Origin of the sequence: Streptomyces fulvoviolaceus (genome assembly GCF_000718165.1) — a bacterium.
In the GTDB taxonomy this organism is placed as follows: Bacteria; Actinomycetota; Actinomycetes; order Streptomycetales; family Streptomycetaceae; genus Streptomyces; species Streptomyces fulvoviolaceus.
Window position 1 is genome coordinate 30,176 of record NZ_JOEY01000047.1, and the last position, 23,998, is coordinate 54,173.

Annotated in this window: 24 protein-coding genes; 13 read left to right on the forward strand and 11 right to left on the reverse strand. The window is 70.2% G+C overall.

The features are described from left to right. Nucleotides 1–89: 89 nt before the first annotated feature. From IG08_RS0140000 to IG08_RS0140015, 4 genes are all read left to right on the forward strand, one after another. Nucleotides 90–437: a winged helix-turn-helix transcriptional regulator gene (locus IG08_RS0140000; protein WP_043456394.1), complete on the forward strand. Its 348-nt coding sequence runs from the start codon at nucleotides 90–92 to the stop codon at nucleotides 435–437. Between the two features lie 17 nt (nucleotides 438–454). Continuing rightward, complete coding sequence (locus IG08_RS0140005) at nucleotides 455–1,096, forward strand: nucleoside/nucleotide kinase family protein (RefSeq protein ID WP_030614916.1); 642 nt, start codon at nucleotides 455–457, stop codon at nucleotides 1,094–1,096. Nucleotides 1,097–1,161: 65 nt separating this feature from the next. Continuing rightward, complete coding sequence (locus tag IG08_RS0140010; RefSeq protein ID WP_030614918.1) at nucleotides 1,162–1,575, forward strand: PPOX class F420-dependent oxidoreductase; 414 nt, start codon at nucleotides 1,162–1,164, stop codon at nucleotides 1,573–1,575. A 155-nt stretch (nucleotides 1,576–1,730) separates the two neighbouring features. Further along, nucleotides 1,731–2,162, forward strand: a complete 432-nt coding sequence (locus tag IG08_RS0140015) for a CBS domain-containing protein (RefSeq protein WP_030614921.1) — start codon at nucleotides 1,731–1,733, stop codon at nucleotides 2,160–2,162. A 19-nt stretch (nucleotides 2,163–2,181) separates the two neighbouring features. Here IG08_RS0140015 and IG08_RS0140020 read toward each other — a convergent pair whose 3' ends face one another. Then, nucleotides 2,182–3,309 carry a magnesium and cobalt transport protein CorA gene (locus IG08_RS0140020; RefSeq protein WP_030614924.1) on the reverse strand — a complete coding sequence of 376 codons (1,128 nt, stop codon included), beginning with the start codon at nucleotides 3,307–3,309 and terminating at the stop codon, nucleotides 2,182–2,184. A 218-nt stretch (nucleotides 3,310–3,527) separates the two neighbouring features. Between IG08_RS0140020 and IG08_RS0140025 the strand changes: the two genes are divergently transcribed. Further along, nucleotides 3,528–4,322 carry a methyltransferase gene (locus tag IG08_RS0140025; protein ID WP_030614927.1) on the forward strand — a complete coding sequence of 265 codons (795 nt, stop codon included), beginning with the start codon at nucleotides 3,528–3,530 and terminating at the stop codon, nucleotides 4,320–4,322. A 189-nt stretch (nucleotides 4,323–4,511) separates the two neighbouring features. On the opposite strand, the gene IG08_RS0140030 is transcribed toward IG08_RS0140025, so the two are convergent. The 5 genes from IG08_RS0140030 to IG08_RS0140050 all read right to left on the reverse strand — a co-directional run bounded on the left by IG08_RS0140030 (nucleotide 4,512) and on the right by IG08_RS0140050 (nucleotide 9,441). Further along, nucleotides 4,512–5,459 carry a carbohydrate kinase family protein gene (locus IG08_RS0140030; RefSeq protein WP_052425062.1) on the reverse strand — a complete coding sequence of 316 codons (948 nt, stop codon included), beginning with the start codon at nucleotides 5,457–5,459 and terminating at the stop codon, nucleotides 4,512–4,514. Between the two features lie 8 nt (nucleotides 5,460–5,467). After that, nucleotides 5,468–6,376 (reverse strand): pseudouridine-5'-phosphate glycosidase, encoded by a 909-nt coding sequence (locus IG08_RS0140035; RefSeq protein WP_030614933.1) that lies wholly within the window; start codon nucleotides 6,374–6,376, stop codon nucleotides 5,468–5,470. A 154-nt stretch (nucleotides 6,377–6,530) separates the two neighbouring features. Then, entirely contained in the window at nucleotides 6,531–7,757 is a 1,227-nt protein-coding gene (gene fdhA / locus IG08_RS0140040) for a formaldehyde dehydrogenase, glutathione-independent (protein WP_030614937.1), read from the reverse strand. 187 nt (nucleotides 7,758–7,944) lie between these two features. Continuing rightward, nucleotides 7,945–8,499 carry a methylated-DNA--[protein]-cysteine S-methyltransferase gene (locus IG08_RS0140045; RefSeq protein ID WP_030614939.1) on the reverse strand — a complete coding sequence of 185 codons (555 nt, stop codon included), beginning with the start codon at nucleotides 8,497–8,499 and terminating at the stop codon, nucleotides 7,945–7,947. 72 nt (nucleotides 8,500–8,571) lie between these two features. Continuing rightward, complete coding sequence (locus tag IG08_RS0140050) at nucleotides 8,572–9,441, reverse strand: glycerophosphodiester phosphodiesterase (protein WP_030614941.1); 870 nt, start codon at nucleotides 9,439–9,441, stop codon at nucleotides 8,572–8,574. Between the two features lie 280 nt (nucleotides 9,442–9,721). On the opposite strand from IG08_RS0140050, the gene IG08_RS0140055 reads away from it, so the two are divergent. From IG08_RS0140055 to IG08_RS0140085, 7 genes are all read left to right on the forward strand, one after another. After that, nucleotides 9,722–10,588: an MHYT domain-containing protein gene (locus tag IG08_RS0140055; RefSeq protein ID WP_030614943.1), complete on the forward strand. Its 867-nt coding sequence runs from the start codon at nucleotides 9,722–9,724 to the stop codon at nucleotides 10,586–10,588. Between the two features lie 40 nt (nucleotides 10,589–10,628). Then, on the forward strand, nucleotides 10,629–12,767 hold the full coding sequence (gene uvrB / locus IG08_RS0140060) for an excinuclease ABC subunit UvrB (RefSeq protein WP_030614945.1): 2,139 nt from the start codon (nucleotides 10,629–10,631) through the stop codon (nucleotides 12,765–12,767). Nucleotides 12,768–12,934: 167 nt separating this feature from the next. Continuing rightward, nucleotides 12,935–13,513: a TerD family protein gene (locus IG08_RS0140065; protein WP_030614947.1), complete on the forward strand. Its 579-nt coding sequence runs from the start codon at nucleotides 12,935–12,937 to the stop codon at nucleotides 13,511–13,513. A 52-nt stretch (nucleotides 13,514–13,565) separates the two neighbouring features. Continuing rightward, a complete protein-coding gene (locus tag IG08_RS0140070) occupies nucleotides 13,566–15,674 on the forward strand; it encodes a TerD family protein (protein WP_030614949.1) in 2,109 nt (702 codons plus the stop codon). Nucleotides 15,675–15,900: 226 nt separating this feature from the next. Beyond that, on the forward strand, nucleotides 15,901–16,902 hold the full coding sequence (locus tag IG08_RS0140075) for a TerC/Alx family metal homeostasis membrane protein (protein ID WP_030614953.1): 1,002 nt from the start codon (nucleotides 15,901–15,903) through the stop codon (nucleotides 16,900–16,902). A 130-nt stretch (nucleotides 16,903–17,032) separates the two neighbouring features. Further along, nucleotides 17,033–17,335 (forward strand): hypothetical protein, encoded by a 303-nt coding sequence (locus tag IG08_RS0140080; RefSeq protein WP_030614956.1) that lies wholly within the window; start codon nucleotides 17,033–17,035, stop codon nucleotides 17,333–17,335. Between the two features lie 45 nt (nucleotides 17,336–17,380). Beyond that, nucleotides 17,381–18,481, forward strand: coding sequence for a calcium:cation antiporter (locus IG08_RS0140085; RefSeq protein WP_030614959.1), 1,101 nt, complete (start codon nucleotides 17,381–17,383; stop codon nucleotides 18,479–18,481). Here IG08_RS0140085 and IG08_RS0140090 read toward each other — a convergent pair. Both IG08_RS0140090 and IG08_RS0140095 read right to left on the reverse strand, forming a co-directional pair. Continuing rightward, nucleotides 18,471–19,778: an MFS transporter gene (locus IG08_RS0140090; RefSeq protein ID WP_234343085.1), complete on the reverse strand. Its 1,308-nt coding sequence runs from the start codon at nucleotides 19,776–19,778 to the stop codon at nucleotides 18,471–18,473. The genes IG08_RS0140085 and IG08_RS0140090 overlap by 11 nt on opposite strands. A gap of 51 nt (nucleotides 19,779–19,829) precedes the next feature. Beyond that, on the reverse strand, nucleotides 19,830–20,876 hold the full coding sequence (locus IG08_RS0140095; protein ID WP_030614964.1) for a S66 family peptidase: 1,047 nt from the start codon (nucleotides 20,874–20,876) through the stop codon (nucleotides 19,830–19,832). A 101-nt stretch (nucleotides 20,877–20,977) separates the two neighbouring features. Between IG08_RS0140095 and aroQ the strand changes: the two genes are divergently transcribed. Continuing rightward, nucleotides 20,978–21,451 (forward strand): type II 3-dehydroquinate dehydratase, encoded by a 474-nt coding sequence (gene aroQ, locus IG08_RS0140100; RefSeq protein WP_030614967.1) that lies wholly within the window; start codon nucleotides 20,978–20,980, stop codon nucleotides 21,449–21,451. Between the two features lie 25 nt (nucleotides 21,452–21,476). Here aroQ and IG08_RS0140105 read toward each other — a convergent pair whose 3' ends face one another. From IG08_RS0140105 to IG08_RS0140115, 3 genes are read right to left on the reverse strand one after another with little or no spacing between them, the layout of a single operon-like run. Next, nucleotides 21,477–22,229, reverse strand: coding sequence for an amino acid ABC transporter ATP-binding protein (locus tag IG08_RS0140105; protein ID WP_030614970.1), 753 nt, complete (start codon nucleotides 22,227–22,229; stop codon nucleotides 21,477–21,479). Further along, on the reverse strand, nucleotides 22,226–23,107 hold the full coding sequence (locus IG08_RS0140110; protein WP_030614973.1) for an amino acid ABC transporter permease: 882 nt from the start codon (nucleotides 23,105–23,107) through the stop codon (nucleotides 22,226–22,228). Before IG08_RS0140110 ends, IG08_RS0140105 begins: the two co-directional genes overlap by 4 nt. Further along, nucleotides 23,104–23,988, reverse strand: a complete 885-nt coding sequence (locus tag IG08_RS0140115) for an ABC transporter substrate-binding protein (RefSeq protein WP_030614977.1) — start codon at nucleotides 23,986–23,988, stop codon at nucleotides 23,104–23,106. Before IG08_RS0140115 ends, IG08_RS0140110 begins: the two co-directional genes overlap by 4 nt. Nucleotides 23,989–23,998: the final 10 nt, after the last annotated feature.

Sequence of the window (23,998 nt, forward strand, 5' to 3'; positions counted from 1 at the left end):
AGCCTCGGCCGATGACCGACTCCACCTCCACGTCCACCTCCATTCCCACTTCCACGGTCGGTGCCCGGCTCGCTCCCCTCGCCCCCGACATGTTCGACGCCGTCTGTCCCTCCTCCGTGATGCCGTTCCGGGTCGGTGACAAGTGGACCGGCATGGTCGTCCGCTGCCTCGAAGGCGGCCCGCGCCGCTTCACCGAACTCCGGGTCCCGCTCAGGGCCGTGACCCCGAAGGTCCTCAGCGAGACCCTGCGCGCGATGGAACGCGACGGCCTCCTGACCCGCACCGCGTACGACGAGAACCCGCCCCGCGTCGAGTACGCCCTCACCCCTCTCGGCCGCACCCTGATCCCCCTCCTCGACGCGGCCCGCGCCTGGAGCGCAACCCACCTCCCACAGCTGCTCGCCGCTCGCCGAGCCCACGAGCGCGACGCATCCTGACCGTGGCCTGACGCATCATGGGCCGTGTGCGACTCGAAGCGATCACTTGGGACCGGCTCGGCGACCTGCTGGCCGAGCGGCTGCTCGACCTGAAGCCGGCCGACGGCAGCCCCTGGCCCCGCGTCGCCTTCGACGGCGCCCCGGCGGCCCGCCCGGGAGACCTCGCCGAGCGCGTCGGCGAGGCCCTGCGCATACGGGGCCGCCCTTCGCTCGTCGTCGGCATGGAGGGCTTCCTGCGCCCCGCCTCGCTCCGCCTGGAGTACGGCCACCAGGACCCGGAGGCCTACTACGACGGTTGGTTCGACACCGGCGCCCTCTGGCGCGAGGTCTTCGGCCCCCTCGAACCCGGCGGCGACGGCCGCGTCCTGCCCGACCTGTGGGATCCTGCCACCGACCGCGCCACCCGCAGCCCCTACGTCCAACTCCCGCCCGGCGGCGTCCTGTTGCTCCACGGCCCCCTCCTGCTGCGCCACTGGTTCCCCTTCGACCTGACCGCGCACGTCCTCCTCTCCACCGGAGCGCTGCGCCGCCGTACCCCCGAGGCCGAGCACTGGACTCTCCCCGCCTTCGAGCGGTACGCAGACGAATCCGACCCGGCCGGCACGGCCGACGTCCTGGTGCGCGCCGACGATCCGCGTCATCCGGCGTGGAGCGGCTGATTCGATCAAACCCCTTTTCCATCGAACGCCTTTTATATGCGCGTGCATATAGTTACTGTGGCTCCATGACGACCTCCACAAGTGATTCCGTCTCCTTCGACGACTCGGTCCGTGCTCTCCTCGACGGCAAGAACTTCGCCAGCGTGGCCACCCTCGGCCGCGACGGCGGCCCGCAGAACTCGGTGGTCTGGATCAAGCGTGAGGGCGACACCGTGCTCTTCTCCTCCACCGACGGACGCCAGAAGGTGCGCAACCTCCGGCGCGACCCCCGCATCAGCCTCTCGGTCTTCGACCTCGCCAACCCCTACAGCTCGGTCGAGATCCGTGGCACCGCCGAGATCCTCGCGGACGAGGGCAAGCGCCTCCCGCACGAGCTCTCGCACAAGTACCTCGGCATCGACCCGCCCGCCGAGAAGGACGACGAGGTCCGCGTGATCATCCGCGTGGTCCCGCGGAAGATCGTGGGCTTCTCGGCCTGAGTGCCGTCGGCTCCGGGTTCTGGCCCCACCCGTTCCGGCGACGGTTACCGCACGGTTCCGGGTGCGGGGGCCCGACCGCGCGGCGAGAATGTAGGGCGCCGGTATCAGCGGTGCGTCCCGTGCCGCGCCGGCCGCCCGGCACCGGGAGGTACTCCATGACCACCGCCGGAGACATCATGCACCGGGGCGCCCAGTGGATCCCCGCCCACGAAACCCTGGACCGCGCCGCCCAGCTGATGCGTGAGCTGGGCGTCGGGGCCCTGCCCATCAGCGACGAGAACGAACGGCTCTGCGGGATTCTCACCGACCGCGACATCGTCATCGGCTGTGTGGCCATGGGCCACGACCCGGCCAAGGTGACCGCGGGCGAGATGGCCCAGGGCACACCACGCTGGATCGACGCGGGCGCCGACGTGGGCGAGGTGCTGTACGAGATGCAGGAGCACCAGATCCGCCGGCTTCCCGTCATCGAGAACAAGCGCCTGGTGGGCATGATCAGCGAGGCCGACCTGGCCCAGCACCTGACGGAGGACCAGATCGCCGGCTGGGCCGAGAGCGTCTACGCGAGGACCTCGGGCCGCCTCTGACTCGTGTTCCGGACAGTGATCAGAGCCAGCCGTTGCGCCGGAAACCGCGGTACAGCACCAGACACGCGACGGATATCACGCCGATGATCAGGCCGTAGCCGTATCGCCAGTGCAGCTCCGGCATGTGGTCGAAGTTCATGCCGTACACACCGCAGACCATCGTCGGCACGGCGATCACCGCGGCCCACGCCGTGATCTTCCGCATGTCCTCGTTCTGCGCGACCGTCACCTGTGCGAGGTGCGCCTGCAGGATCGAGTTGAGCAGTTCGTCGAAGGCGGCGATCTGCTCCTTGGCGCGCAGCAGATGGTCGGAGACGTCGCGGAAGTAGGCCTGTATCTCCGGATCGACCACGCGGATCGGCCGGGTCGAGAGCTCCTCGATCGGGCGGGCGAGCGGGACCACGGCCCGCTTCAGCTCGAGGAGCTCGCGCTTGAGCTGGTAGATGCGCCCCGGGTCGGCCCGCGCGCCGTTCTCCGCGAACACGTCCATCTCGACCTGGTCGATGTCGGCCTGAACAGCGTCGGTGACGTTCAGATAGTCGTCGACCACATGGTCCGCGATCGCGTGCAGCACCGCGGCCGGACCCTTGGAGAGCTGCTGGGGGTCGGACTCCAGCTCCTCGCGCAACGGGCCCAGTGATCCATGCCGTCCGTGCCGCACGGTGATGACGAAGTCGCGGCCGACGAACACCATGATCTCGCCGGTGTTGACCACCTCGCTCGTGGCCGTGAGTTCCTCGTGCTCGACATAGCAGACCGTCTTGAACACCGCGAACAGCGTCTCGCCGTAGCGCTCCAGCTTCGGACGCTGGTGGGCCTCGATCGCGTCCTCGACCGCGAGCGGATGCAGGTCGAAGAGCTCCGCGATGCCCGCGAACTCCTGGTCCGTCGGCTCATGGAGACCGAGCCAGACGAAACCGTCACGGCTCTTGCGTACTTGCTCCACGGCGTCGACCAGGTCGTTGCCGGTGGGGCCCCGCACGCCCTCCCGGTAGGTCACGCAGTTGACCACGGAACTGCCCAGCGGGGAGCGAGCGTGGTGGCTCAGGTCGACGCGCGGGCGCCGCCGGGCCAGCCGTGCCACCTTGCGGAGGCCGCCGACCCTGCCGAGGCCCGTGACCTTCCGCAGATTCCCTGCCATGGACATCTGGATCTCCCTGCATGGATCTCCGTGCGACGCGTTTCTGCGCCCTGGCGGGCCAGTTTGCCAGGTCCGGGCAAGAGGCGGGTGAGCCTGTGGGTAGGGATCATTCCGTTTGGTTCCCGGCTGTGGACAACGGGTCCGCACGGTACGGCGTCGGTCGTCTCGGCGCAGTCGTCGCGTCGCCCCCTCCCGACAAGCCGGGCAACTGGGATGATCGAGGCATGACGCGAACCGACGGGTATCTCCTCGCCAACCGGCAGACCGAGGCGGGCGAGCGTTTCGACGCCTTCGCCACCCTCTTCGACCCCACGACCTTCCGGCACCTCGAAGGATTCGGCATCGGATCCGGCTGGCGCTGCTGGGAGGTCGGCGCCGGCGGCACCTCCGTGGTGTCCTGGCTGGCCAAGAAGGTCGGCCCGACCGGCAAGGTCGTCGCGACCGACATCGACACCTCACAGGTCACCGCGGCCGCCCGCCCGCCCATCGAGGTACGCGTCCACGACGTGGGCGCCGAGGAGCCGCCGGGCGAGGGGTTCGACCTGGTGCACGCCCGCCTCGTCCTCGTTCATGTGCCGGACCGGGAACGGGCGTTGCACTCGATGATCAAGGCCCTGCGCCCCGGCGGACGGCTCCTGATCGAGGACGCCGACCCCGCCCTGCAGCCCCTGCTCTGCCCCGACGAGCACGGCCCCGAGCAGCAGCTGGCCAACCGGCTGAGGCAGGGCTTCCGTCAGCTGCTCGCCGACCGCGGCGCCGACCTCGCCTACGGCCGCAGGCTCCCGGGCCTGCTCCGCGAGGCCGGCCTGCGCGGGGTGGAGGCCGACGCGTACTTCCCCGTCACCTCGCCCGCCTGCGCGGCCCTGGAGGCCGCCACGATCCGCCAGATCCGCGCCCAGCTGGTCACCGCGGGCCTTGCCACGGACCAGGACATCGACCGCCACCTCGCGAACGTCGCCACCGGTGCGATGGATCTGGCCACGGCTCCGATGATCTCGGCGTGGGGGCGCAAGGCGTAGGAGGGAAGCGGGGGTTGGCCTTGGCCGGGTGCCCTTCCGGATCGGTGGGACGTCGGCGGGTGTTGTTCAGGGCGCTCGGCGCGGGCGCGGTGGCGTTACTCCGGCACCGTCCGGGTGTCAGCGGGTGTTGCTCCGGCACTGTCCGGGTGCCAGCGGGTCACTCCGTCACCGTCCGGGCATCAGCCGCCGTCACTCCGGGGCAGGCGGCCTGCCGCCCACCCCTTCCACCGCGAGGGCACCCGCCCGACACCCCTCGGCCGCCGCGTCCTCGGGCTCGGCGCCCGCGAGCAGGGAGGCGAGGAACGCCCCCGTGAACGCGTCGCCGGCCCCGGTGGTGTCACGCGGCTTCGCCGGTACGGCGGGCACGCGGGCGCACACGGCGCCGGACCGCGCGACCAGCGCACCGTCCGCCCCCTGCTTGGCGACCACCAGCGGGACGTGGCGGCTCAGCTTGGCCGCCGCGTCCGCCGCATCGGGCAACCCGGTGAGCAGACACGCCTCGTCACGGCTGGGCAGCAGGACGTCCACCCCTTCGACGAGCGCCAGGAATCGGTCGACGCCCAGCCCCACGAGGAAGCCTGCCGACGCCGGGTCCAGGCTCACCGGCACGCCACGCGCGCGTGCCGCCTTCAGGGCCACCTCCACCAGCGCCCGGTTCGGCTCCGAGAACAGGAGGTAGCCCGACAGGTGCAGCCGCGCGACGCCGTCGAGCAGCGCGTCCGACCAGTCGTCCGGCTCCAGCCGCGACGACGCGCCGCTGTCCGTGAGGAACGTCCGCTCGGCGGCGGCCCCCGAGTCGACGAGGCAGATCACCGTCCCGGTCGGCGCCTCGGGGTCGACGACCAGATGGGGTCGTACTCCGCACGCGATCAGCTCCCGCTCGTGCCAGGCGGCCGCCTCCGCGCCCACCCGCCCGAGCAGCCGCACCTCGGCGTGGCCCTCGCGCGCGGCCCAGCAGGCCACATTGGCGCCCGCGCCGCCCGGCACCGTGCGGATCGTGGCGGCCGTGTCCGTGCCGCCGGCGAGCGGTCCCCGATGCCGGGCCACCACGTCCGTGATGACGTCCCCGACGACCAGCAGCGCGCCGTCGGGACGCACCGGGCCGGGCCGGTCGACAGCCGCACCCGGCCGGGGCAGCCCCGCTGTCACGCCCCGGCCCAGGCCGCCGCGATCCGTCCCGCCAGCCGTACGTTGCCGCGCACCGCCGCCAGATTGGCGTCCAGCGAGGCGCCGTCGGTGTGCCGGACCAGGTAGTCGAGCAGGAACGGCGTGACGCCCTGACCGGTGACACCCTCCTCCTCGCACGCCTGCAGCGCGGCGGCGAGCACACGCGCGTGCAGCTCGGGATCCAGCTGCTCCCGCTCGGGCACGGGGTTGGCGACGATCAGCGACGACTCGGGGCCGTCGAGCGTGTCCTGCGCCCGCATGACGTCCGCCACCTGCTGCGGGCTGTCCAGCCGCCACTCCACGGGGTGCCCCGAGTCGGACAAGTAGAAGCCGGGGAACCGGTCCGTGCCGTACCCGGCCACCGCGACGCCCAGGGTCTCGAGCCGCTGCAGGGTCGCGGGCACGTCCAGGATCGACTTCACCCCCGCGCACACCACGGTGATCCGCGTGCGCGCCAGCAGCCCGAGGTCGGCCGACTCGTCCTGGGTGACCGTCCACTCCCGGTGCACCCCGCCGAGCCCGCCCGTCGCGAACACCCGTACGCCCGCCAGGGCCGCCAGCAGCGCGGTCGCCGACACCGTGGTCGCCCCGCTCGCTCCCGAGGCCACCGCGAGCGGCAGGTCACGGTGACCCAGCTTGCGGATCCCGTCCTCGTTCGCGACCCGCTCCAACTGCTCCTTGTCCAGGCCGACATGGGGCCGCCCGTCCAGCACGGCGATCGTCGCGGGTACGGCCCCCTCCTGCCGTACGACGTCCTCCAGCTCCAGGGCCACCTGCAGATTGCGCGGGCGCGGCAGCCCGTGCGCGATGATCGTGGACTCCAGGGCCACCACGGGTCGACGCGCGTCGATCGCGTCGCGCACTTCTTCGGACATCACCAGCACCACGTGCCTGCCTCCTGTCGTTCGGTCTTCCCTCATCTCTGGCAGGCGGCACACCTGGTCAAACACAGGCGGCCTGTGGGGGAGGCCACTTGCGGCAGCCATGGACAGGGGCGCCCACCTGCGTGAGCACCCCTGTCCCGCCGGCTTTTTCAGTACCTCAGACCGGCTGTACGCCCTTCAGCGCCCCGTGCGGATCGAGCACGTACTTGCGGCTGGCGCCCTGGTCGAACTCGGCGTAGCCGCGCGGTGCGTCCTCCAGTCCGATCACCGTCGCGTTGACGGCCTTGGCGATGTGCACACGGCCGTGCAGGATCGCCATCATCAAGCTCCGGTTGTACGTCATCACCGGGCACTGTCCGGTCGTGAAGCGGTGGCTCTTGGCCCAGCCGAGCCCGAGCCGCACCTTCAGCGTGCCGCTCCTCGCGTCCTCGTCGACCCCGCCGGGGTCGGCCGTGACATACAGACCGGGGATGCCCAGCGCACCGCCCGCGCGCGTGATGCCCATCAGCGAGTTGAGGACGGTCGCAGGCGCCTCGGGGGCCTCCTTCCCGTGCGCCCGTGCCTCGAAGCCGACCGCGTCGACCGCGGCGTCCACCTCGGGCTCCCCGAGGATCTGCGCGATCTGGTCCTCCACGCTGCCCTGCGACACGTCGACGGTCTCGCAGCCGAAACTCCTTGCCTGCGCGAGACGTTCGGCATTGAGGTCGCCGACGATGACCACGGCGGCGCCCAGCAGCTGCGCCGAAGCGGCCGCCGCCAGACCCACCGGGCCCGCCCCGGCGACGTACACCGTCGACCCGACACCGGCACCCGAGCTGACCACGCCGTGGAAGCCGGTCGGGAAGATGTCCGACAGCATGGTCAGGTCGAGCAGCTTCGCGCGGGCCTCGTCCCGGTCCGGGAACTTCAGCAGGTTGAAGTCCGCGTACGGGACCATGGCGAACTCGGCCTGGCCGCCGACCCAGCCGCCCATGTCGACATAGCCGTAGGCCGCGCCCGGACGGGCCGGGTTGACGTTCAGGCAGATGCCGGTCTTGCGCTCCTTGCAGTTGCGACACCGCCCGCAGGCGATGTTGAACGGTACGGAGACGATGTCGCCGACGTCGATGAACTCGACGTCCGGACCCCGTTCGACGACCTCGCCGGTGATCTCGTGTCCGAGGACCAGCCCCTCGGGCGCGGTCGTCCGCCCGCGCACCATGTGCTGGTCACTGCCGCAGATGTTGCTGGCGAGCACCTTGAGGATCACACCGTGCCGGCACTTGCGGCCGACGTTGTCGGGTGCGACCCCCGGCCCGTCCTGGAGTTCAAGCGTCGGGCGGTCGATGGTCCTGACTTCCACCGCGCCCGGCTTGAGATACGCGACTGCCCTGTTTGCGCTCATGTCTGATCGCCGTCCCTTCGGCTCCGATCGGCTCCGAGCCCATGGATGCCAGTGGCTGTGCGCATGGCGGAGTCTGCTACCGCGTCGGCATTCCGACCAGCCGTCGCGCGCGGACCTTCGCGAAGGGATGCGGGTCAGAACGATGAAGGGATACGAGGACGAGGGACACGAGGACGAGGGACACGAGTCAGAACAGCGGCTCGGGCAGCACGCCCTCCAGGGCGAGCAGCTTGCGCTTGGTCTCCAGGCCGCCGCCGAACCCACCGATGCCGCCGTCGCTCTCGACGACCCGGTGGCAGGGCACGACGACCGGCAGCGGGTTGGAGCCCATCGCCGCCCCCACCGCCTGGGCGGCGCCCGGCTGACCGACCCGCCCGGCCAGGTCGCCGTAGCCGACGACCGAGCCGTACGGCACGCCGGAGGCCAGCTCGCGCAGCACCTGCCGGTTGAAGCCCGAGATCAGCGACCAGTCCAGCGGCAGCTCGAAGTCGTGCCGCTCACCCGCGAAGTACGCGTCGACCTGGCGTATCGCCTCGGCCAGCAGTGGGGATTCGGGTGCCTCCACGGGCTCGGTGCCCAGCCGGGACGCGAGCCGGTCCAGCGTCTTGTCGCGTACCGCCTCGTCGGCGTGGAAAACGACGTTGACCAGCCCCTCACCGGTGGCGGCCAGCAGAAGCGGGCCGATGTCGGTGTTGACGACGGCCCACACGATCTGCTGCTCGTCCTGCCCATGGCTGTTCATGCGATCCACCGTACGACCCGCCACTGACAACGCCCGGGGAGCGGGCGGCGGGCTCCCCGGGCCGGGCGGTGCTCAGGCCGTGCGCAGCGCCTTGAGCACCACGTCGGGCTTGTTGGTGATGATGCCGTCGACGCCGTGCCCCGCGACCCGCCGGGCGGTGGCCGTGCTGTTGACGGTCCAGGTGAAGACCTCCAGCGGCCTGCCGTGCGGCCCCGTGAAGGCGTGGACGGCGGAGACGTACCCCGCGGAGATCGAACTGTGGGAGGGATTGATCTGGTCGGCGAAGGTCGCGTACACGGGCAGGTCCGCCACGGCCGGCGTGCCGAGGAAGCCCGTCTTGACGGCGGGCTTCAGCTGGTGCACGGTCCGTAGGCTGGCAGCACTGAAGCTCTGCACGATCAGCCGCTTCGCGTGCAGCCGGTCCAGCCAGCCCTCGTTGCCGAGGACCTTGAGGGTCTGGCCCTCGATGCCCGGGTACAGCTCCGGGTTCTTGATTTCCAGGAGCAGCTTCTGGTGGTGGCGGTCGACACGGGCCACGTACCGCTCGAGCGTCGGCACGCGCGCGTTCGCGTACGCGGGGCCGAACCAGCTCCCCGCGTCCAGGCGCGCGATCTCGGCGGCGGTGAAGTCCTTCACCTTCCAGGGCGCACGGCCGGGGAAGACCTCCTCGACGTCGGTGGTGCGCTGCAGGCTGTCGTCGTGGACGACGACGAGCTCGCCGTCCCTGGTGCGCTGGACGTCGTTCTCGACCCAGCCGATGCCCAGCTCGTCCGCCTTGTCGACGGCGGCCAGGGTGTTCTCGGGCGCGTAGGCGGACGCCCCACGGTGAGCGATGACCGTGGGGCGTGCACTGTCCTGGGCCCGGACGTCGGAGGTGGGAATCAGGAGAGCGGCGGTCCCCAGGAGTGCGGTGGTCGTGGCGACAGCAGCGCGCGCGTGCATGCGTACTCCTCGCGTCGAGCGATCACAGACAGCTCAACTGTGACAGCAGAGGGTCAATGGCGGAGGGGTGCAGAATGGCCACAACCTGAATGGGGTTGCCCCAAGTCCGCACACCGGTGCCGCACAACTGGGGCAAGGCCGTGTTTCTTTGCCGGAAAATCGTTCGACCATTCTGGTGGGAGTCATACTCTCTGCCTCAGCCCTGACCGCTCGGGCGGTCCTGGGGAGGGGCGCATTTCAGGGAATTCCGGGACGTAAGAGGGCGGAAGGGTTGCCGCGCATGCAAGGCACGGTCGACGGATTCAGCTACGGACTCGTCACACCGCTGGTGGCCTACCTCATGGCGTGCCTGGGCGGTGCTCTCGGCCTGCGCTGCACCACCAGGGCGATGCTCGTCAGACAGTCCTGGCGCCCCGGCTGGCTCGCCCTCGGATCGGCCGCGATCGGCTCCGGCATCTGGACCATGCACTTCATCGCGATGATGGGATTCAAGGTCCAGCAGGCTCCGATCCACTACGACAAGCCGATCACGTTCGCGAGCCTGGGTGTCGCCATCGTCATGGTCGGCATCGGGATCTTCATCGTCGGCTACAAGGGCGCGACCGGAACGGCCCTGATGACCGGGGGTGCCATCACCGGTCTGGGCGTCGCCTCGATGCACTACCTGGGCATGGCCGGCATGCGCTTCAACGGAAAGCTGGAGTACAACACGCTGACCGTCTCCGCCTCCGTCGTCATAGCCGTCGTCGCGGCCACCGCCGCCCTGTGGGCCGCCGGACAGGTCAGAGGCTTCCTGTGGAGCGTGGGTGCGAGCCTCGTCATGGGGCTCGCCGTCACCGGCATGCACTACACCGGCATGGCCGCCCTCAGCGTCCACCTCCACGGCGCGACCTCTCCCACCGGGGGCGACTCGCCCGCCTCGCTGCTCGCGCCCATGATGATCGGTCCGCTCGCCTTCCTGCTGCTCGCCGGCGTTGTCGTGATGTTCGATCCGCTGATGGTCATGGGCAAGCCCGACTGGACCCCCACCGAGAACAAGCCGGGAATACCGGCTCGCGAGCTCGTCCCCCACCCCACCCGTCGGACCGCGCTGCGTCCCCGTCGGCAGTCGGGGCACCGGAGCTCCCGCACCCCGCAGAACCGCTGATCCGGCCACGTTGTCAGTGGCGGGTCGTACGGTGGACTCCATGCGGCCCGTTTCCCACATCGAACGCACGGTGGCGCCCTTCGAGGTCGTCAGCCCCTACCAGCCCAGCGGCGACCAGCCGGCGGCCATCGCCGAGCTGGCCAAGCGCATCGAGGCCGGTGAGAAGGACGTCGTCCTGCTCGGCGCGACCGGCACCGGCAAGTCCGCCACCACCGCGTGGATGATCGAGAAGCTCCAGCGCCCCACGCTCGTGATGGCCCCGAACAAGACGCTGGCCGCCCAGCTGGCGAACGAGTTCCGCGAGCTGCTGCCGAACAACGCCGTCGAGTACTTCGTCTCGTACTACGACTACTACCAGCCCGAGGCGTACGTCCCCCAGTCGGACACCTACATCGAGAAGGACTCCTCGATCAACGAGGAGGTCGAACGCCTGCGGCACTCCGCGACCAACTCGCTGCTCACCCGCCGCGACGTCATCGTGGTCGCCTCGGTCTCTTGCATCTACGGCCTCGGTACCCCGCAGGAGTACGTGGACCGGATGGTCCCCCTCAAGGTCGGCGACGAGATCGACCGGGACCAGCTGCTGCGTCGCTTCGTGGACATCCAGTACACGCGCAACGACCTCGCCTTCACCCGCGGCACCTTCCGCGTCCGCGGCGACACCATTGAGATCTTCCCGGTCTACGAGGAGCTCGCCGTCCGGATCGAGATGTTCGGCGACGAGATCGAAGCCCTCTCCACGCTGCACCCGCTCACCGGCGAGATCATCAGCGACGACCAGCAGGTGTACGTCTTCCCGGCCTCCCACTACATCGCCGGCCCCGAGCGCATGGAGCGGGCCGTCAACGCCATCGAGAAGGAGCTGGGGGAGCGCCTGGCCGAGCTGGAGAAGCAGAGCAAGCTCCTGGAGGCCCAGCGGCTGCGCATGCGCACGACGTACGACCTCGAGATGCTCCGCCAGATCGGCTCCTGCTCCGGCGTCGAGAACTACTCGATGCACTTCGACGGCCGCTCGCCCGGCTCCGCGCCGAACACCCTGATCGACTACTTTCCGGACGACTTCCTGCTCGTCATCGACGAGTCGCACGTCACGGTCCCGCAGATCGGCGCCATGTACGAGGGCGACGCCTCCCGCAAGCGCACCCTCGTCGACCACGGCTTCCGGCTGCCCTCCGCCCTGGACAACCGCCCCCTGAAGTGGGAGGAGTTCCAAGGGCGCATCGGCCAGACCGTCTACCTGTCGGCGACACCGGGCAAGTACGAGCTCTCGCGCTCGGACGGCTTCGTCGAGCAGATCATCCGGCCCACCGGCCTCATCGACCCCGAGGTCGTCGTCAAGCCCACCGAGGGCCAGATCGACGACCTGGTGCACGAGATCCGTAAGCGCACCGAGAAGGACGAGCGCGTCCTGGTCACCACGCTCACCAAGAAGATGGCCGAGGACCTCACCGACTACTTCCTGGAGCTCGGCATCCAGGTGCGCTATCTGCACAGCGACGTCGACACGCTGCGGCGCGTGGAGCTGCTGCGTGAACTGCGCGCCGGCGAGTTCGACGTCCTGGTCGGCATCAACCTCCTCCGCGAGGGCCTCGACCTGCCCGAGGTGTCCCTGGTGGCCATCCTCGACGCCGACAAGGAGGGCTTCCTGCGCTCCGGCACCTCCCTGATCCAGACCATCGGCCGCGCGGCGCGCAATGTCTCCGGCCAGGTCCACATGTACGCCGACAAGATCACCGCGGCGATGGAGAAGGCCATCGAGGAGACCAACCGGCGCAGGGAGAAGCAGGTCGCGTACAACACGGAGCGGGGCATCGACCCCCAGCCGCTCCGCAAGAAGATCAACGACATCGTCGCCCAGATCGCCCGCGAGGACGTCGACACCGAGCAGCTTCTCGGCTCCGGCTACCGCAAGGGGAAGGACGGCAAGGGCGCCAAGGCCCCTGTGCCCTCCCTCGGCAACAAGGCGGCAGGGGGCGGCAAGGCCGCCAAGGGCAAGGCCAAGGAGACGGTCCCGACCGACCGCCCCGCGGCCCAGCTCACCGAGCAGATCGAGGAGATGACGGAGCGCATGCGCGCCGCCGCCGCCGACCTCCAGTTCGAGATCGCGGCCCGGCTGCGCGACGAGGTCTCCGAGATGAAGAAGGAGCTCCGCCAGATGAAGGAGGCGGGCCTCGCCTGACCCGCGTCGAGCGGCCCGGCCGACGGTCCGGGCCGCTCCGCACGCGCTGTGTTGCAAGACCGACACAAAGTGCGGACCGACGTGCGTCACTGTCAGTGGCCCTGCGTAGGGTTCTGGTCAACCGCGGATGCCGCGGCAACAGGGGACGTTCGAGAGGGGATCAGCGCGTGACCGTCAACATGACCAAGGGTCAGGCCATCAGTCTGCAGAAGAGCGACGGAGGCAGCCTGACCGCGGTGCGTATGGGTCTCGGCTGGCAGGCGGCTCCCCGGCGCGGCCTGTTCGGCTCGCGCACCCGGGAGGTCGATCTCGACGCCTCCGCCGTCCTGTTCGCGGACAAGCAGCCGGTCGACGTCGTCTTCTTCCGCCACCTGGTGAGTGACGACGGCTCGGTGCGCCACACCGGTGACAACCTCGTCGGCGGCGTCGGCCAGGGCGGGGACGACGAGGCGATCCTCGTCGACCTGGCGCGTATCCCGGTCCACATCGACCAGATCGTCTTCACCGTGAACTCCTTCACGGGCCAGACCTTCCAAGAAGTGCAGAACGCGTTCTGCCGCCTGGTCGACGAGACCAACGGCCAGGAGCTTGCCCGCTACACGCTCGCGGGCGGCGGCCAGTACACGGCCCAGATCATGGCGAAGGTGCACCGCACGGGCCCGGGCTGGACGATGACCGCCCTCGGCACCCCGGCCAACGGCCGTACCTTCCAGGACCTGATGCCGGCGATCCTGCCGCACCTGTAGCCGACCACCGCGCGGCACACGACATCACACAACGACACAGGGGGAGAAGGCGATGACGGCCGAGCTGGTGCGGGGGCAGAACCACCCGCTCTCCCAGGCCCGTCTCGAGATCCGGGTCTCGGCCGGCACACCGATCGTGGCCGCGGCCTCGATCGGCGACGAGCACGGCAAGGTGCACGGCGTCGAGTGGGTGGCACACCCGGGCGCGCCCACACTGCCGGGTCTCGAGGTCTCCCGACAGGCGGCCGCCGACCATCGCCTCGCGGTCGACCTCGGCGCCGTACCCGAGTCCGTCCACCGGGTCAGCGTGCTGCTCGCCCTGCCCACCGGGGCGGGGCCGGTGCGCTTCGGCACGGTCGCCGCCCCGTTCGTCGCGGTGGCGGGTCTCGACGGCGACGAGGTCGCCAGTTACACCATCACCGGTCTGGAAGCCGAGTCGGCCGTCGTGGCCCTGGAGCTCTACCGCCGCCAGGACGCCTGGAAGGTGCGTGCCGTGGGCCAGGGCTACACGGGCGGCCTCGCCGAGCTCCTCACCGACCAGGGCGTGCCCCAGGCGCACCAGCTCGCGAGCGGCATCAACGACGCGGTGACCCAGGGCCTGGCCCGCTCGGTGCAGGCGCCCCCGCGACCGGCGGACGGCGACCGCTCCCGGCAGGCGGCCGCGGCACAGAGCCCGGACCAGGGCGGCCCCGCGGCCCAGGGCGTCACCGGCCCCGTACCGCCGCACCCGATGTCTCCGTACGGCACCCAGGCACCGGGCGTACCGCCGCAGCCGACGTCCCCGGACGGCGGCCCCGCCCCCGGCGGATCGCCGCAGCCCACCACGCCCTACGGCGGGCAAGGCACCCCGGCAGCCGGCTCGGCGCAGCCCGGATACACCCAAGAGCCCACGCCCGCACCAGAGCCCTCCGCGGCCACTCAGCCGTCACCCACCACCGGCGGCCCGATCGACTACAGCCACCCACGCCGGCAGAACGCGGCCCCGCCGCCGCCCCCGCCGAGCGCGCCACCGGCCCAGCCCGGACAGCCCGCGCGGCCCGTCGCCGGCGACGCGACCGGCTGGTCCATGGACGAGCGGCTCTACAACCAGGTGTGGGGGATGTTCGAGGACCTGGCCCGCAGCACGGCCGCCTACCGCAGCGCCGTCGACTTCGCCGACTCGCGCATGGAGAAGGAGATCGACCAGGCCCTGTCCGACCCGCGCAGCCGGATCGGCGGACAGGGCGACGCCGCGCGCGAGGCGGCCCAAGCCAAACACGCCCAGCTGGTCGATCAGGCCCGGGCGGCCTTCGACCGGGACCTCACCCAGCTCACCGCCGAGGTCGAGGTCGTCGAGCCCGCACTGCCCCTGGCGTTCGCCCGCTGGGACAACCCCGTCTGGCACGGCTATCGGGTCCCGATGGAGATCCCCATGGCCCTGCGTGTGGGCGACCTGCATCTGCCCGAGTGCGCCGAGCTGCGCATCCCGATGCTGGTGCGGTTGCCGTTGGAGCGCGGTCTGTGGATCGACAGCGGAGCCGCCGGATCGCTCGACGGCTCGTTCTTCGACTCCCACGAGCTGAAGCGCCTCGCCATGGACACGGCGGTGGCCCACGCGGCCCGGCTCCTCGCCGTCCATCCCGCCGGTGAGTTCACGGTGCACGTCATCGACCCGGCCGGTTCGGGTGCGCAGGCGCTCGCTCCGCTGGTGCGAACCGGTGTGCTCGCGAGCCCGCCCGCCGCCGGCGCCGCGGGTGTGGCGGACGTTCTGGCGCGGCTGACCGAGCGCGTCGACCTGGTGCAGATGGCGGTGCGCGCCGGCGCGGCCGATGCCCTCCCGCCCGGCCTCGACACCGCCGAGCAGCTGCTCATCGTCAACGACTTCCCGCACGGCTTCGACGACCGTGCCGTGACCCAGCTGCGCTATCTCGCGGACGAGGGCCCGGCCGTCGGCGTCCACCTGATGATGGTCGCGGACCGTGAGGAGGCCGCCGGTTACGGCCCCTTGCTCGACCCGCTGTGGCGTGCGCTTCTGCGGCTCACCCCGGTGCCCGACGACCACCTCGCCGACCCGTGGGTCGGGCACGCCTGGACGTACGAGCCCGCGCTCGTGCCGCCCGGCAGCCAGGTGCTCCAGCAGGTGCTCACCCAGGTCGCAGCCGCTCGTACCAAGTACACGTAAAGTCGCCTGACCAGCTTATTTGACCTTTATTTTGCCAATCGCTTTACCTTTCCTTGGTGATTGGGGTACCGTCTTCCTTACGGAGGGGAGTACTCCCTGTCGACTGCGGCGTACCCGTCAATACGGATCAGGCCTGATCCCGGGGCGCCGGCCCACCGTGGGTGGAAGAGACCTCCGGCAGCGCGACGACGCTGGTTACTTGCCGTTACGTATTGCCGGAGGAACAGTGGATGTTTCCGTGACCCTGTGGGTCCTGACGATCGTGGGCCTCGCCGCCCTCATCGCGGTCGACTTCTTCATCGGCCGCAAGCCGCACGACGTATCCATCAAGGAAGCCGGGATCTGGACGGTCGTCTGGATCGCCCTGGCCGGCCTCTTCGGGCTCGGCCTGCTGATCTTCAGCGGTGGCCAGCCCGCCGGTGAGTTCTTCGCCGGCTTCATCACCGAGAAGTCGCTGAGTGTCGACAACCTCTTCGTCTTCGTCCTGATCATGGCGAAGTTCGCCGTGCCCTCGCAGTACCAGCAGCGGGTGCTCCTGGTCGGTGTGCTCATCGCCCTCGTGCTGCGCGCGATATTCATCGCCGCGGGTGCCGCGATCCTCGCGAGCTTCGCGTGGGTCTTCTACATCTTCGGCGCGTTCCTCATCTACACCGCCTGGAAGCTCATCCAGGAGGCCCGGGCCGACGAGGAGGACGAGGAGTTCGAGGAGAACAAGCTGCTCAAGGCCGCCGAGCGCAGGTTCGGTGTGGCCGACCGCTACCACGGCACCAAGCTGTGGATCGAGCAGAACGGCAAGCGGGTCATGACCCCGATGCTCGTCGTGATGCTCGCGATCGGCACCACCGACGTGCTCTTCGCGCTCGACTCGATCCCCGCGATCTTCGGCCTGACGCAGGACCCGTACATCGTCTTCACGGCCAACGCGTTCGCCCTGATGGGTCTGAGGCAGCTGTACTTCCTCATCGGCGGCCTGCTCAGGAAGCTGGTCCACCTCAGCTACGGCCTGTCGGTGATCCTCGGCTTCATCGGCGTCAAGCTGGTGCTGCACGCCCTGCACGAGTCCGGGGTCCATGTCCCCGAGATCAGCATCCCGGTCTCGCTCGGCGTGATCTGCGCGGTTCTGATCGTCACCACGATCACCAGCCTCATGGCCTCCAAGAAGCAGGCGGCGGCCGAGGCGGCGCAGGCGCAGAGCGAAGGCGCTCCGAAGGACAGCATCGAGGCCTGACCCCGTCGGACGTAGGAAGAACCACCATCGGGAGCGGTGCGCGGCGAATTGCCGACCACCGCTCCCGGTGCTTGGTTGTCTTCAGAGCGCGTTCCCCGCCTCGGGGCGCCACGGCCGGCTGGAGACACCCATGAAGTTCGTACAGATCATCGACTTTGAGACCGAGCGCCTGGAAGACATGCAGAAGGTGCTGCAGGAGGCGGGGCAGCGCAACGCGGGCAAGGCGGGCGGCCCGACATACCGGATGCTCCTGAAGGACCGCGACAAGCCCAACCGCTATGTGGCGTTGCTCGAATTCGAGTCGTACGACGAGGCCATGCGTAACAGCGACGACCCCGAGACGAGCAAGCTGGCGGAGCAACTGGGTGCGCTGTCCATCGGCGAGCGTGTCTACACCAACCTCGACGTCCTGGAGTCGGGCGAGCTCAAGTAACCCCGGCGGAGTGCGGAGCCCGTTCGCCTCTGCGACGATCGCTGCATGATCGCTCGGCTCAGGTCGCTCACGACGCGGTGGACGTCCGTCGTGCCGGTGCTCGCGGTCGTCCTGCTGGTGTTCACCTGGGGGCGCGACCTGCCCGGCGCCATCGTCGGGGTCGTGACGCTGGTCCTCGCGGGGGCCGTCCTCGCCGCCGTGCACCACGCCGAAGTGGTGGCCCACCGGGTCGGTGAACCCTTCGGCTCGCTCGTCCTCGCCGTCGCCGTCACGATCATCGAGGTCGCCCTGATCGTCACCCTGATGGCGGACGGCGGCGAGAAGGGCTCGACCCTGGCCAGGGACACGGTCTTCGCGGCCGTGATGATCACCTGCAACGGCATCGTCGGCATCTGCCTCCTGGTCGCCTCGCTACGCCATGGCACGGCGGTCTTCAACCCCGAGGGCACCGGCGCCGCCCTCGCCACGGTCGCCACCCTGGCCACGCTGAGCCTGGTGCTGCCGACGTTCACCACGAGCAAGCCGGGCCCGGAGTTCTCCACCACGCAGCTCACCTTCGCTGCGCTCTCCTCGCTGATCCTGTACGGCCTCTTCGTGGCGACCCAGACCGTACGGCACCGCGACTACTTCCTCCCGATCACCCGGCAGGGCGAGGTGATCACCTCGGACGACCACGCCGACGCTCCGTCCGACCGCACCGCCTGGATCAGCGTCGGCATGCTCGGCCTGGCCCTGATCGGCGTGGTCGGCCTGGCCAAGGGTGTGTCACCGACCATCGAGTCCGGGGTCGAGGCGGCCGGTCTCCCGCATGCCGTCGTCGGCGTGATCATCGCCCTGTTGGTGCTGCTCCCCGAGACCATCGCCGCCCTGCGCTCCGCACGCCGCGACCGGGTGCAGACCAGCCTGAACCTCGCGCTCGGCTCGGCGATGGCCAGCATCGGCCTCACCATCCCCGCCGTGGCCCTGGCGACCGTCTGGCTCTCCGGCCCGCTCGTGCTCGGCCTCGGCTCCACCCACATGGTGCTGCTGGCCCTGACCGTGGTGGTGAGCTCGCTGACGGTGGTGCCCGGGCGGGCCACGCCGCTCCAGGGTGGGGTCCACCTGGTGCTGTTCGCGGCCTACCTGGAACTCGCGATCAATCCATAGCCGGCTCCGCCCGCACCACGGGCACGGGCCGCGTCTCGGGCAGCAGCGCGAAACACCCCAGACTGAGCAGCGCGATCCCCGTCAGATACGCGCCCACGCCCCACGGCACGCGCCCATCGCTCTGTTCGACGAGCGCCGTCGCGATGATCGGAGTGAGTGCGCCCCCGACGACCCCGCCGAGGTTGTAGCCGACCGCGGCGCCCGTGCAGCGCACCCGCGGCTCGTACAACTCCGGCAGATACGCGGCGATCACCGCGAACATCGTGATGAACGCGAGCATCGCCCCCAGGAACCCGAGGAACATCAACAGCGGCGCCCCGGTCGCGAGCAGTGCGACCATCGGGAACATCCACAGGGCGGCAGCCGCGCACCCGGCCAGACACAGCGGACGCCGCCCGTACCGGTCGCCCAGCAGGGCCGCCACCGGGGTGAGCGAGCCCTTCACCACCACCGCGGCCATGATGCAGGTCAGCATGACCGTACGGCTCACCCCGAGCCGCTCCGTCCCGTACGCCAGGGACCAGGTCGTCACGGCGTAGAAGATCGCGTATCCGACCGCGAGCGCCCCGGCCGTCAGCAGGACGAGCCGCCAGTGGTCGCGCGCGACCTCGACGAGCGGCACGCGCGCGTGGTCGTCGATGCCGAGGAAGCTGGGGCTCTCCGCGAGCGACGAGCGCAGCCACAGCCCCACCACGGCCAGCACCCCCGCCGCCCAGAACGGCACCCGCCATCCCCACTGCGCGAACTGCGCCTCGGACAGCGTGGCCGACAGCGCCAGCACCACGCCGTTGGCGAGCAGGAAGCCCACCGCGGGCCCCACTTGGGGGAAGCTCGACCACAGCCCGCGCCGTTCGGCCGGCGCGTGCTCCGCGGTCAGCAGGACGGCCCCGCCCCACTCCCCACCGAGCCCCAGTCCCTGCAGAAACCGCAGCACGAGAAGCAGTACGGGCGCGGCCACCCCGATCGTGTCGTACGTCGGCACACATCCGACCGCGACCGTGGCGCCGCCGGTCAGCAGCAACGAGCCGACGAGAACCGGCCGTCGACCGTGCCGGTCCCCGATATGCCCGAACAGCACCGACCCCAGCGGCCGCGCGACGAAGCCCACACCGAAGGTCCCGAAGGCGGCCAGTGTCCCCGCCACCGGCGAGAACGTCGGGAAGAACAGGGGCCCCAGGATCAGCGCCGCCGCCGTCCCGTAGACGAAGAAGTCGTAGAACTCGATGGCCGTTCCGGCGAGCGAGGCGGCCGCGAGCCGCAGCATGGAGGGTGCCCTTACGGTGCGTACGTCTTGCATGCCGCGTCAACTACCCACGGTGACCACGGGTTACGGGGGCGCGTGGGTGCGTCAGTAGGTGACCGTGATGCGCCGGGCCGGACCGTCGACGCGGACGAGACCGCCGTAGGGGATGACCAGTTGAGGGTCGGTGTGCCCGTAGTCCACGTCGAAGACGATCGTGGTGTCGGGGGCGTACGTCCGCATGGCGCGCAGCACCGCCTCGCGCTGCTCGGCCGCGTAACGGGCGCCTTCCTCGGGGCTGTTGGGCTGCTCGAAGGACCAGGTCTTGGCGCGGGCCATCAGGAGCGCGGAGAAGCGCTGGAGCAGGCCGCGCTCGCCCATGTTGCGCAGGATGCGGAAGACCTCCTCGCCGCTCGGCATCTCCTCGGAGGTCTCCAGGAGCAGCACGCCGCCGTCGTACTCGCTCAGGTCGTGCGAGATCTCACGGTCGGCCATCAGCAGCCATGCCACGATCTCCAGACAGCCGCCCCAACTCCTGCCTTCGACCACGCGGTCGGCGTTCACCCAGGTCCAGCCGGTGCCCGGCTTGGTCTCCGGCTTCGCCTCGAAGGTCGCCGGGTCCGCCCAGTCGCGGTTGACGTCGTTCCAGCGGTCGGCGGGCCCCAGCTCGTACTCGCCCGAGGTGAACAGCGCTGCCCGCAGCGACTCGGCGGTCAGCTGGTCCATGGCGACCGGCCGGCCCAGCGCGGTCATCACCGTCGCGCCGTGGTAGCCCACGATCCCCGTGTTGCGCAGATACATGAGCAGGTTCGTGTTGTCGCTCATCCCGAAGAACGGCTTCGGGTTCGCGCGGATCAACTCCCGGTCCAGCAGCGGCAGCACGGTGATCTGGTCGTCGCCGCCGATCGACGCGATGACCGCCTTGATGCCCGGGTCGGCGAAGGCGGCGTGGATGTCGTCGGCGCGCTCCTGCGGGGTCGCGCCCATCTTGCGGGTCGTCGGGTACTCGACCGGGACGAGGCCGTAGTCCTCGCGCAGCCGCTCCAGGCCCAGTTCGAAGGGCCGTGGGAACAGCTCGGGCAGGCCGACGCCGGGCGAGATGACCGCTATACGGTCACCGGGAGAGGGTTTCGGAGGGTACGAGATCGTCGTCATCCGAGGAGGGTAGGGCTCGCCACCGCGTCGGTGCACCGTGATAAACCGGGTCTGAGCAGCGGTCTTCAACGGATCGCCCCCTTACCCGGACCGGAGGAACCGTGCCCCGCACCCTGGCCAACGCCCCGATCATGATCCTCAATGGACCCAACCTGAACCTGCTCGGCCAGCGCCAGCCGGAGATCTACGGCAAGGACACCCTGGCGGATGTCGAGGCCCTGTGCGCCAAGGCGGCGGCTGCGCACGGCGGCACGGTGGACTTCCGTCAGTCCAACCACGAGGGTGAGCTGGTCGACTGGATCCACGAGGCGCGGCTGAACCACAGCGGGATCGTGATCAACCCGGGCGCCTACTCGCACACGTCAGTCGCGATTCTGGACGCACTCAACACCTGCGACGGACTGCCGGTGCTGGAGGTCCACATCTCCAACATCCACAAGCGCGAGACCTTCCGGCACCACTCGTACGTCTCGCTGCGCGCCGACGGCGTCATCGCGGGCTGCGGCGTGCAGGGATACGTGTTCGGCGTCGAGCGGGTCGCGGCGCTCGCGGGGGCGGCGCAGGCCGAGGCGTAAGTACCGCCCACCTGGCGGGCGCACCTTACAAGCGCCCCGCCTCCACGATCCGCCGCAGGAAGCGCTGCGTGCGCTCCTGCTGCGGATCGCCGAAGACCTGCTCGGCCGTCCCGCGCTCCAGGACCACACCTCCGTCCAGAAAACAAACCTGGTCGGCGACGTCGCGGGCGAACCCCATCTCGTGCGTGGCCAGCACCATGGTCATGCCCTCGTCCTTGAGGCCGCGGACGACGGCGAGCACTTCGCCGACGAGCTCCGGGTCGAGGGCGGCGGTGATCTCGTCGAGCAGCAGCAGCCGGGGGCGTACGGCCAGCGCGCGGACGATCGCGACCCGCTGCTGCTGTCCGCCGCTCAGCCGGTCCGGGTACTCGCCGGCCTTCCCGCCGAGCCCGAGCCGCTCCAGCAGCTCCCGGGCGTGCTCCTCGGCCTCCGCGCGGGCCACGCCGTGCACACGGCGAGGAGCGAGCGTGATGTTCTCCAGGACGGTCATGTGCGGAAAGAGGTTGTACGCCTGGAACACCACGCCGATTCGGCGGCGTACCGCGTCCTGGTCGACGCGCGGATCGGTGATCTCCTCGTCGTCCAGCCAGATCGCCCCGTCGTCGATCTCCTCCAGGAGGTTCGCGCACCGCAGCAGCGTGGACTTGCCGGAGCCGGAGGCGCCGATCAGGGCGGTCACCGTGTGCGGGGCGACCTCCAGGTCGACGTCCCGCAACACGACCGAGTCGCCGAAGGTCTTGCGGACCGATTCCATCCGCAGCACCGGTGCGTCGCTCATGTGGTCCCTCCCTGGGCCCGCTGACGGTCCATCCGTGCCGTCACCCAGTCCGTGAAGCGGGTCATCGGGATGGTCAGCGCCACGAAAACCAGGCCCGCGACGATGTAAGGCGTGTAGTTGAGGCTGCGGCCCACGATGATGTCGGCCGCCCGTACGGCGTCGATGGCGCCGCCGATCGACACGAGCCCGGTGTCCTTCTGCAGCGACACCAGATCGTTCAGCAGGGGCGGCACCTGGCGGCGCACCGCCTGCGGCAGCACCACGTGGCGCAGCGCCTGCCGGTTGGACAGACCGAGCGAGCGGGCCGCGGCGCGCTGGGAGGGGTGGATCGACTCGATGCCGGCGCGGAACACCTCGGCGACGTACGCCGAGTACGTCAGCGTCAGTGCCGTGCCGCCCAGCAGCACCGGGTCGACCGTCACGCCCTGCAACCGCAGCGCCGGAACGCCCAGGACGACGATCATGAGGTTAATGATGAGCGGAAGCCCGCGGAAGAAGTCCGTGTAGGCGGCGGCCAGGAAGCGGAGCGGGAAGAACACAGGACCGCGCAGCGTGCGCGCGATGGCGATGAGCATCCCGAGGACCAGTACGGCGACACCGCAGATCAGCAGCAGCCGGACGTTGAGCCACAGTCCTTCGAGGACCTTGGGGAACGCCTCGCGCGCGTACTGCCCGTTGAAGAACGTCTCCTTGGTGCGCGGCCAGCCGGGCGCGTTGACGACGACCAGGTAGAGGACGACGCCGGTGACCAGGGTCGAGAGCGCCGCGATCGCGGTGGCACGGCGGGCGCGGGAACGCTTGCGACGCTCCCGCTCGATCCGCCGTTGCGAGGGCGTGTACGCGTCCTCCTGGCCGGACTGGTCCTTCGTCACGGTCACTTGAGCACCGGGGCGTCGACGGCGTCCGACAGCCACTCCTGCTCGAGCTTGGCGAGCGTTCCGTCCTTGCGCAGCGCGTCCACGGCGGCCGTCACGCACGAGGTGAGCGCGCTGCCCTTGTCGAGCACGAGTCCGAACTGCTCCGGCGTACCGCCCTGGTTCTCGAACTGCCCGGCGATCGTCCCGTCCGTCACCTCGGCCGCGGTGATGTAGAAGGCGGTCGGCAGGTCGACGACGATGGCGTCGACCTGGCCGTTCTTCAGCGCGGACTTGGCCTGGTCGTTCTTGGCGTACGCGGCGGCCTCCTGCGTCGGCTTCACCACGTCCTCGATGTAGTTGAGGCTGGTCGTGCCGACCTGGGCGCCGAGCTTGAGGCCCTTCAGGTCCGCGATGCTCGTCGCCTTCGCGGCCTTGCTGCCCTTGAGCGCGATGACGGCCTGGCGCACGTCGTAGTAGCCGGACGAGAAGTCGACGGCCTTCTTGCGCTCGGCGCTGATCGACACCTGGTTGATGTCGAAGTCGAACGTCTTCTCACCGGGCGCGAAGGCCTTGTTGAAGGGGACGCTCTGCCAGACGACGGCACTCTTGTCGTAGCCGAGCTGCTTCGCCACGGCGTACGCGACCGCCGACTCGAAGCCCTTGCCGTTGGCCGGCTTGTCGTCCTTGAACCACGGCTCGTACGCGGGCTCGTCGGTGGCGATGGTCAGCTTGCCGGAGGTCTCGGTGGCCAACTTGCCCTTGGCGCACGTGGTCCCGGTCGACCCGGAAGCCTCGTCGGACGCCTTCTCCTCCGGCTGGGGAGCACAGCCTACGGCGGTGGCGAGCAGGGCTATGGTGGCGGCGGCAACAGCGCGGCGCAGCGCGTGCGGGGCAAGGTGCATGGCGGGAGAG